Here is a 9175-nt window from a genome sequence, read left to right as displayed (position 1 = left end):
CAAGCCGATCTCCGATCCCAATACAGAATCGGCAACCTCACAGATCGCGACCACTCCCGAAAGGTGGTCCCACAACAGCGCTTACCTCAGAACGGATGCCCGCACGATATAAGCGCTTCAGCCCCGCTTGACGTAGCCGGCGGTGACCTCGTCCTTGTGGGCGGCGAAAGCTTCCAGGACTTCGGTTTTCTCAGGCTTCGGAATTTTGAAGTGATCCAGGGTCCGCCCGAGTTCCGCTGCGACCTCATCGAATTCCGCTGGGGAGATCCGCAGGTCGCGATGCGCTTCCTCGAGGCCGAGCGGCGTCGCGCCGGGCTTGGTGGCGACGAACTTGAAGGGCCCACCGGAAACGTCGCAGACCCACAGCGTGCGCATGAACTTGAGGCCGGGCAACCTTTCAAGGTTCTTGGTGTGCCATTTGCGCAATTGCGGGTTCTTGGACTTCTGGCCGACGATGGGGTTCTTCACGACGGCGTCGCTGAAATGATCGATCACCGCTGCGATGGCGAACACACCCCCCAGTCGCTCATACAGACTTTTCTCGGATGTGGTTTTCTTCGTCTGGGCGAGCGCCTTGTCGGCAGGCAATACCGACGTTGATGCGGCGGCCAGCGCCAGCCCGGCGACAACACTTCGTCTCGTGAAAGAGGTCGAAATTTTCATCCCTGGTTCCCTTCGAGGTTAGGCCAGAGCAAGCCGCAGCCTGACTGGCGGGCTTCATGAAGTGACATTCGGACACTTTTCCATATTTAGCATCGTCTAAGGAACTAACGAGTCCTTCGCCCGAATTATTCCGATGGACGGCGTTCTCACGGTCCGCGGAAAAGGGCGAAGGCCGCGCGGATGAGGAAGGCTTAAGCACGCGTCGCGGCACGCGGCAGAGGGCATCTGACTTGCTCATTGAGCCAGCAAGATCGACAGGGCCGCCGATGCGGCCGAAGCGGCCGACCAAACGGCTGTGCCAAAGCGGGACCAGACCAATTCGCCTCGGAACGCCGCCAGGCTAGTGCGCCTTCTCTGTGCCTTTTGAGCGACGAAGAGACCTAACTTCCTCCAGCAGTTCGCGCTCATTGGTAGTCACGTTTCGGAAGATTGCGACAATCATCACCGCCAAGGCTTCGGCATCCAGGCTTAGAGGGTCAATGCGTTCATCTGCGCAAACCTGATCAAACACGCGTTCACAAATAGCCAAATCGTGAGGGCTGAGGCGAGTGCGATTGAAACGCCGGCGCGACATTTGCGAGCCTTCGAGGCCCGCTGCCCGTGGAAAAGAGGCGGGTCTTGGCAAGAAACGCGAGGGTTGAGTGATTGTTCCCGGCTGCAAGCTTTGTTACGCCGCCTGCGGCAGGGGCAGACCAGATGCTTTCCCACCTCGACCTTGGCATTTTCCTGGCATGGCGAGATGCTTGGCACCTCAGGCATTTTCGAGCGCCCGCCCGAACGGCTCTGGCTGCCATGCGCGGACTGATTTTGGACGGCTGGACCGTTGGACTCACGTCAGACACAGTAGTCTGGGCAAGACTGCTTCGAACCCTAAACGGGGCCGTCGACTACCGTTTTGCTTCGAGATCAGCGTGGCCGATTTTTGGACCGCCCCAAAATCGCTCGAACCTTTCTTAGCTTCGTCGGGCAGACTGCAGGATCCGTCTAAGAACGTGCTTTGCCGGAGGCGGAACTCACTTCTCGAATTAACTTCCTGATTATTGCCGATTGAAAGGCAGCGGCACTGTCGGCGGGAATGACGAACGAGCCGGGTCCTCCGATCACGTGCCTCGAATAATATTCCGTCGTCGTCTCACCATTTTCAACGTCAGCGCCTATTGGAAGGCCATTAATTACAATGGCTTTCTGGAGTGCTCTCTGACGGCTGTCCTCGACGGACGTTCCGTCATTGTTTGATCCGTCGCCTGAAATATCGATGATTCTGCGCAACGTTGGGACAGGCAGTTTGTCAAAGGCGTCCACAGAGGCGTCGATCGCGTATGAGATCGACGTATTCGATCCGCGCGGACCAGATCGTCGCCTTTCCGACTTCTTCCGGAGTGCCTCAGCGATGACGGCCGCATCATTTGCATCGGAAAGAATGGTCCAGCCCACCCTGGTTTCCAAGGAGCCGCGGCTCGACCATTCGACAAAGGTGACGGCGATCTTGCCGTGCACACCCTCTTTGATCACGTTAAGCACGGTTGCTGATTCCAAAGCAGCGGCATAGCTCTCGCGCTGTAGCTTGGCCTCTATGTGGTTGATGGAGCCGGACATGTCGGCCGCAAGAACGATTGCGACGTCGACTTCGTTAATCGGATCGTCAAAGACAACCTTCTCGCGATTTTCATCAGGAGAGAGACCGTTCGTATAAGGATTAGCGTGAGTATACTGGACAGAGACCAGCACAATTTTCAGCAATCCTGCGACCAGTGCGCTAAAGGATAGGACATGCATCTGCCATCTATCCTCATGAGCTTATGAAACTCTGGGGGGCGGTTGATCGCTGACTTCTATTAATTCTGAAGGGAACTCAAGTAGTTGAGATAAAAGGGGGTTACTCTCCTAACATTAGCTTTCTCTATATTAGCTGTGACTATTTCAAAAGTCAACAAAATGGAGGGAGAGACACGGGGTAGGCAGCATGCCGGAGCGGAACGCGAGAACGGCTGCACAGGAGGACGCTCCAGCATCTTTTTATTAGCTAGTGCTAATTAGCAGGCATATGATCTTCAACATGTGGCCGAAGCGGCAACCGGAAAAGGGAATGGCGCGGCGCCGAGCCACTGCCGCGGTCGTCCTTGCGGCACTTTCGTCGCCAGGGTTTTTGGTTCCCTCGAGGGCGCATGATGCCCCGTCCGGCTGGGGCTATCCGCCGGCCTGCTGTCACGGCGACGCGGAACACGGCGAGTGTCAGCGAATCCCAGCGCGGGCGGTTCATGTTCGTCCCGGTGGCTGGGTTGTCATCCTGAGGCCTGGGGATCATCGGAAGATCACGCGGCAGCAGCGATTTGCCTTCATCCGACCGAAGAGCATGAGAACTGTTTTCTTGCACCGCCCGATGCCATGTGACCCGGGAGCGGCGCTGCGTCCGAAAAATCGCGAGATGCGGGAACGGCGCTGCAAGCCGGGTCCAGGAGCATGCTGGGTCGGCGCCCTAAAGGCCGCAATTACACGGCGAGTCAAAGGGCAATGAAATTCAGGCGCAACACAAATCCTCGGTGACCGAAAATCTGGTGCTGCGAGAGAGGATTGAACTCTCGACCTCTCCCTTACCAAGGGAGTGCTCTACCACTGAGCTACCGCAGCCGCCGATGGCGGGGCTTCTGCCATATCGAACCGGCAAGCGCAAGGCCAAGACAGGGGCACAAAACGGGGCCGGGTTGAAAGGCCGCACCGGTCGATCGTTGCGGACATGGCCGTGCCACAATGTTGGCTATCCCTTGATCCGCACCGGCGGGTCGCCGGCCGGGACGGAACGATGAACGGCAAGACAGTTTCTCCGAACAAGGATGGACCACCGGAGAAGGATGGTTCAGCGAAAAAGGCCGGAACGGGCCGCAAGGATCGGCTGGCCGAGCAGCTGCGCGCCAACCTGCAGAAGCGCAAGGCGCAATCGCGCTCGCGAAGGACCGGCGACGCCGACGAGCGGCCGGAGGGGCTGCAGGCGGCGATGAAAAAAGATTAACGCGAATCGGCTATGTTTATCGCCGGTACTTTGGCCAAAGTCGGCGTGGGCCAAAGTGGGGAGTAGCCTGTTTCTTGAACCAAGCCGGCCAATGGTCTAGACGGCCGCAACAGACTCAACCGATTTAACCGGCCTTTGCGCCGAGGGGACGCTCTTCATGGATCGCATCAGAATTGTCGGCGGCAATAAGCTTGCCGGAAGCATCCCGATCTCGGGCGCCAAAAACGCCGCGCTGCCGCTGATGATCGCCTCGCTTTTGACGGACGACACGCTGACGCTGGAAAACGTGCCGCATCTGGCCGATGTCGAGCAGCTGATCCGCATCCTCGGCAATCACGGCGTCGACTATTCGGTCAATGGACGCCGCGAAAAGCAGCAGGAAGGCTATTCGCGAACCATCACTTTCTCCGCCCGTAACATCGTCGACACGACGGCGCCTTACGAGCTGGTGTCGAAGATGCGGGCCTCGTTCTGGGTGATCGGCCCGCTGCTGGCCCGCATGGGCGAGGCCAAGGTGTCGCTGCCCGGCGGTTGCGCCATCGGCACGCGCCCGGTCGACCTGTTCCTGGAAGGTCTGCAGGCGCTGGGCGCCGATATCGATGTCGACACCGGCTACGTCATCGCCAAAACCAGGAACGGCAGGCTTGTCGGAAACCGTTATGTGTTCCCGAAAGTCTCGGTCGGCGCCACCCATGTGTTGATGATGGCGGCCTCTCTGGCCAAGGGCGAGACGGTGCTCGAAAATGCCGCCCGCGAGCCCGAGATCGTCAACCTCGCCGAATGCCTCAATGCCATGGGCGCGAAGATCTCCGGCGCCGGTACGGCGACCATCACCATCGACGGCGTCGAGGCGCTGTCGGGCGCCCGTGTCAGGGTGATCCCCGATCGTATCGAGACCGGCACCTATGCGATGGCGGTGGCGATGACCGGCGGCGACGTCGTGCTGGAAGGCGCCCGGCCCGACCTGTTGCAGACGGCGCTCGACATCATCTCGCAGACGGGCGCTGAGATCACGCAGACCAATTCCGGTATCCGCGTCAGGCGCAACGGCGCCGGCATTTCGCCGGTCGACGTGACGACGGCCCCCTTCCCGGCTTTCCCGACCGATCTGCAGGCGCAGTTCATGGGCCTGATGACGATGGCCAAGGGCAAGTCGCGCATCACCGAGACGATCTTCGAAAACCGCTTCATGCACGTCCAGGAACTCGCCCGGCTCGGCGCCCACATCACGCTGTCCGGCCAGACGGCGATCGTCGAGGGCGTCGCGAAGCTGAAGGGCGCGCCGGTCATGGCGACCGACCTTCGCGCCTCGGTGTCGCTGGTCATCGCCGGCCTTGCGGCCGAAGGCGAAACCACGGTCAACCGCGTCTACCACCTCGACCGCGGCTTCGAGCGGCTGGAGGAAAAGCTGTCCGGCTGCGGCGCGGAGATCGAGCGCATTTCGGGCTAGAGCCTTTCCGCAAGGCTTGCGGTCCGGTTGCGCGCATCGCCAAGACCGCCTAACAGAAGGCCAAATGTAAACCTTCGCAGGTGCGAATTCCGCATGAATGGCCTCAAGCTTGTCGCACTCGACGATCAGGATCTGAGCATCATCTCGGCGCATGTCCAGGATGCTGTCATGAAGGTCAGCGATCTCGAATACCTGCCTTCGGTAAAGCGCTTCGTGCTGACCATGAACCGCTTCGTCTGGGAGGCGAAATCCGGCTTCTTCCGCCAGCACAATGAGCGGCGGCAGGCGGTGCTGCATTTCGACCGGGTGCTCGGCGCCAAGACCAGCGGCATTGCCCGCGACAAGCCCGACGAAGTGCTGTCGCTGCTGGCGATCAGCTTTCTCGCGCTCGACAAGCCGGCCGGCATCGTCGAGCTGATCTTTTCGGGCGGCGGCACAATCATGCTCGACGTCGAATGCATCGAGGCACGGCTTGCCGATGTCGGCGGCGCCTGGGAAGCGACGTCGCGCCCGGTCCACAGGGTTTGAGCCGATGGCCGTCACGCTTCGCCAATCCGACCCCGATTTCGAGCAGCGCTTTGCCGCGTTCCTGCTGACCAAACGGGAAGTCTCGGCCGATGTCGACGCCGTGGTGCGCGAGATCATCGCCAAGGTGCGCGCCGAGGGTGACGCGGCGCTTATCGGGTACACGCAGAAGTTCGGCGGCGGCGACCTGGCCAGGCTCGGCATCGCCGTCTCCAGGGATGACATTGCCAGGGCCTACCAAGCCGCCGATCCGCAGACGGTCGAAGCGCTGAAATTCGCGCGCGAGCGCATACGCTCCCATCACCAGCGGCAGCTGCCGCAGGACGACCGCTACACCGATGCCGCCGGCGTCGAGCTCGGCTCGCGCTGGACGGCGATCGAGGCCGTCGGGCTCTACGTGCCGGGCGGTACGGCGAGCTATCCAAGCTCGGTGCTGATGAATGCCGTGCCGGCCAAGGTCGCCGGCGTCGAGCGCATCGCCATGGTGGTGCCGGCCACCGACGGCGAGGTGCCGCCGCTGGTGCTGGTGGCGGCCGACCTTGCCGGCGTCTCCGAAATCTACCGCGTCGGCGGCGCCCAGGCGATCGCGGCCCTTGCCTATGGCACCGAGACGATAAAGCCGGTCGCCAAGATCGTCGGCCCCGGCAATGCCTATGTCGCTGCGGCCAAACGCCAGGTGTTCGGCACGGTCGGCATCGACATGATCGCCGGGCCGTCGGAAGTGCTGGTCGTCGCCGACGGCAGCAACGATCCCGACTGGATCGCCGCCGACCTGCTCGCCCAGGCCGAACATGACGTGTCGGCGCAGTCGATACTGATCACCAACGACCGTGCCTTTGGCGCAGCGGTCGAACAGGCAGTCGAACGCCAATTACAGAACCTGCCGCGCCGAGAAACGGCGGCGGCGAGCTGGCGCGATTTCGGCGCCATAGTCCTGGTGCCGACGATCGAGGCAGCACTGCCGCTGGTCGACCGCATCGCGGCCGAACATGTCGAGCTTGCCATCGACGACCCCGAGGCCTTCCTGGCGCGGATGCGCAATGCCGGCGCGGTGTTTCTCGGCCGCCACACGCCGGAAGCCATTGGCGACTATGTCGCCGGCTCCAACCACGTGCTGCCGACGGCGCGCTCGGCGCGCTTTTCGTCCGGGCTTTCGGTGCTCGATTTCGTCAAGCGCACGTCGATCCTGAAGCTCGGGCCGGAGCAGTTGCGGGCACTGGCGCCGGCGGCGATCACGCTGGCCAAGGCGGAAGGCCTCGATGCACATGGACGCTCCGTCGCCATCCGGCTGAACATGTAGAAATGTCCGACTACGACCAAACCCGCGCCAGGCTGATCGATGTCGAGCTCGACGAGACGATCGGCCGCTCGACGCCTGATGTCGAGCATGAGCGGGCGGTGGCGATCTTCGACCTGATCGAGGAGAACCGCTTCCAGCCGGTCAATGACGACGGCGCCGGGCCGTACCGGCTGAAACTGTCGCTGGCCGAGTCCCGGCTGGTGTTCGCGGTGGCGCGAGAGGACGGCGCCGCCGTGGTCACCCACATCCTGTCGCTGACGCCGCTTCGGCGGATCGTCAAGGACTACTACATGATCTGCGAAAGCTATTACGATGCCATCCGCACCGCGACGCCCAGCCACATCGAGGCGATCGACATGGGCCGGCGCGGCCTGCACAATGAAGGCTCGCAGACGCTGATGGACCGGCTTGCCGGCAAGATCGAGATTGACTTCGACACGGCGCGCCGGCTGTTCACGCTGGTTTGCGTGCTGCACTGGCGAGGCTGAACTGGCTGCCCCGCTGCCCCGCCCGATCCTGCCCCGCTCGATCCTGTTTGTCTGCGGCATGAACGCCGTGCGCTCGCCGATGGCCGAATTGCTGGCGCGCAAGGTGCTTCCGCCCACCACCTTCGTCGCCTCGGCAGGAGTGCGCGGCGGCGAACGCGATCCGTTCGTCGATGCCGTGCTGGCCGAAGAAGGGCTGTCGCTTGGCGAACGGCACCCGAGAACGATGGACGACCTCGAGGACGACTATTTCGATCTGATCGTGACGCTGGCGCCGGAAGCTCACCACACCGCGCTCGAGCTCACCCGCTCGCTGGCCGTTGAGGTCGAGTATTGGCCGATGCCCGACCCGACCGGCGTCAGCGGCACGCGCGAGCAGATCATGGCCGCCTACCGCGACGTACGCGAGCGGCTGAAGGCGCGGATCGGCCGCCGTTTTCTCGGCAACGGGGCTGAAAACGCCGCGGATTAAGCATGTTCACAAGCGGACGTTTATCATATAGGTTCCGCGCAACTTTCCGGCCGGGGCGCTGGAAGTACCCATCCAAGCAAAGGTATCGAATGCCGAAGGAAGAAGTCCTCGAGTTTCCGGGTGTCGTGACGGAACTGCTGCCCAACGCGATGTTCAGGGTCAAGCTCGAAAACGAACATGAAATCATCGCCCACACGGCCGGCCGCATGCGCAAGAACCGCATCCGCGTTTTGACCGGCGACAAGGTCCTGGTCGAGATGACGCCCTACGACCTGACCAAGGGCCGCATCACCTACCGCTTCAAGTAAGTTCAAGGACCCGGCCGGGATCGCGATGGGCATTTTGCAGAAGCTCGTGCTTGCCTCGGGTTCGCCGCGCCGGATCGAGCTGCTGCAGCAGGCCGGCATCGAGCCGGACCGTGTGTTGCCGGCCGATGTCGACGAGACGCCGCTGCGCGCCGAACACCCGCGCTCGCTGGCCAAGCGCCTGGCGACGCAGAAGGCCGAAAAGGCGCTGGCCTCGCTGAAGACCGAGACGGACTACGCGCCGAGCTTCGTGCTGGCCGCCGACACGGTGGTTGCGGTGGGGCGGCGCATCCTGCCCAAGGCCGAGACGCGCGACGACGCCGCCAACTGCCTCGGGCTTTTGTCCGGCCGTTCGCACCGCGTCTATTCGGGCATCTGCCTGATCACGCCGGGCGGCAAGCAGCGCTTGCGGCTGGTCGAGACCAGGGTCCGCTTCAAGCGGCTGCCGCGCGAGGAGATCGAGGCCTACATCGCGTCGGGAGAATGGCGCGGCAAGGCCGGCGGCTATGGCGTCCAGGGGCTTGCCGGCGCCTTCGTCGTCAAGCTTGTCGGCTCCTACACCAACGTCGTCGGCCTACCGCTCTACGAGACGGTGGCGCTTTTGAGCGGGGAAGGGTTCAAGGTGCACGCCAACTGGCTGTCGGGTGCGCGGCTATGAGCCCGGACGACAAGGTCACGCCGTTACGTCCCAAGCGGCCCTGCCCCGAATGCGGCAAGCCATCGGCGCGCGAAACCTATCCGTTCTGCTCGAAGCGCTGCAAGGACATCGACCTCAACCGGTGGCTGAAGGGGGTCTACGTCATCCCGGGTCGCGACGACGAGGACGACAACGACGACCAGAAATAGCGCCGTCCGCCTGCGGTTTTCCACAAGCTTGGGACGGTTTCGCGGCCGCGATCGTGACCGATGATCGGCCTTGCCGACTGCCTCTCGTTTCCCGCCTGAAATCAATGTCCAGGCCCTGTTCC

Annotated in this window: 11 protein-coding genes and 1 tRNA gene; 9 read left to right on the top strand and 3 right to left on the bottom strand. The window is 62.4% G+C overall.

Going from position 1 to position 9175, the window contains the following annotated elements; translation table 11 throughout:
• Positions 1 to 117: 117 nt before the first annotated feature.
• The 3 genes from NKH21_RS16835 to NKH21_RS16820 form a co-directional block, all read right to left on the bottom strand.
• Entirely contained in the window at positions 118 to 663 is a 546-nt protein-coding gene (locus NKH21_RS16835) for a group I truncated hemoglobin (RefSeq protein WP_352866261.1), read from the bottom strand.
• Between the two features lie 984 nt (positions 664 to 1647).
• Positions 1648 to 2439, bottom strand: coding sequence for a DUF1194 domain-containing protein (locus NKH21_RS16830; RefSeq protein ID WP_352488279.1), 792 nt, complete (start codon positions 2437 to 2439; stop codon positions 1648 to 1650).
• Positions 2440 to 3216: 777 nt separating this feature from the next.
• A tRNA-Thr gene (locus NKH21_RS16820) sits at positions 3217 to 3291 on the bottom strand.
• Between the two features lie 172 nt (positions 3292 to 3463).
• On the opposite strand from NKH21_RS16820, the gene NKH21_RS16815 reads away from it, so the two are divergent.
• The 9 genes from NKH21_RS16815 to yacG all read left to right on the top strand — a co-directional run bounded on the left by NKH21_RS16815 (position 3464) and on the right by yacG (position 9053).
• Complete coding sequence (locus tag NKH21_RS16815) at positions 3464 to 3670, top strand: hypothetical protein (protein WP_352664096.1); 207 nt, start codon at positions 3464 to 3466, stop codon at positions 3668 to 3670.
• Positions 3671 to 3827: 157 nt separating this feature from the next.
• Positions 3828 to 5120, top strand: coding sequence for a UDP-N-acetylglucosamine 1-carboxyvinyltransferase (gene murA, locus NKH21_RS16810; RefSeq protein ID WP_352664098.1), 1293 nt, complete (start codon positions 3828 to 3830; stop codon positions 5118 to 5120).
• Positions 5121 to 5213: 93 nt separating this feature from the next.
• Positions 5214 to 5648, top strand: a complete 435-nt coding sequence (locus tag NKH21_RS16805; RefSeq protein WP_352488277.1) for a DUF2948 family protein — start codon at positions 5214 to 5216, stop codon at positions 5646 to 5648.
• Between the two features lie 4 nt (positions 5649 to 5652).
• Positions 5653 to 6945, top strand: coding sequence for a histidinol dehydrogenase (gene hisD / locus NKH21_RS16800; RefSeq protein ID WP_352664100.1), 1293 nt, complete (start codon positions 5653 to 5655; stop codon positions 6943 to 6945).
• 2 nt (positions 6946 to 6947) lie between these two features.
• Positions 6948 to 7433: a UPF0262 family protein gene (locus NKH21_RS16795; protein WP_292663977.1), complete on the top strand. Its 486-nt coding sequence runs from the start codon at positions 6948 to 6950 to the stop codon at positions 7431 to 7433.
• A 1-nt stretch (position 7434) separates the two neighbouring features.
• A complete protein-coding gene (locus tag NKH21_RS16790; protein ID WP_292663983.1) occupies positions 7435 to 7902 on the top strand; it encodes an arsenate-mycothiol transferase ArsC in 468 nt (155 codons plus the stop codon).
• A gap of 89 nt (positions 7903 to 7991) precedes the next feature.
• Entirely contained in the window at positions 7992 to 8210 is a 219-nt protein-coding gene (gene infA, locus NKH21_RS16785; RefSeq protein WP_006200926.1) for a translation initiation factor IF-1, read from the top strand.
• 25 nt (positions 8211 to 8235) lie between these two features.
• Positions 8236 to 8865: a Maf-like protein gene (locus NKH21_RS16780; RefSeq protein WP_352664102.1), complete on the top strand. Its 630-nt coding sequence runs from the start codon at positions 8236 to 8238 to the stop codon at positions 8863 to 8865.
• Positions 8862 to 9053, top strand: coding sequence for a DNA gyrase inhibitor YacG (gene yacG, locus NKH21_RS16775; RefSeq protein WP_352488273.1), 192 nt, complete (start codon positions 8862 to 8864; stop codon positions 9051 to 9053). The genes NKH21_RS16780 and yacG overlap by 4 nt, the downstream gene beginning before the upstream one ends.
• Positions 9054 to 9175 lie beyond the last annotated feature (122 nt).

This window comes from Mesorhizobium sp. M1329 (genome assembly GCF_040318035.1).
GTDB lineage: Bacteria > Pseudomonadota > Alphaproteobacteria > Rhizobiales > Rhizobiaceae > Mesorhizobium.
The sequence above is the reverse complement of the archived record's forward strand: the minus strand, read 5'-3'. Positions and strand labels throughout refer to the sequence as shown.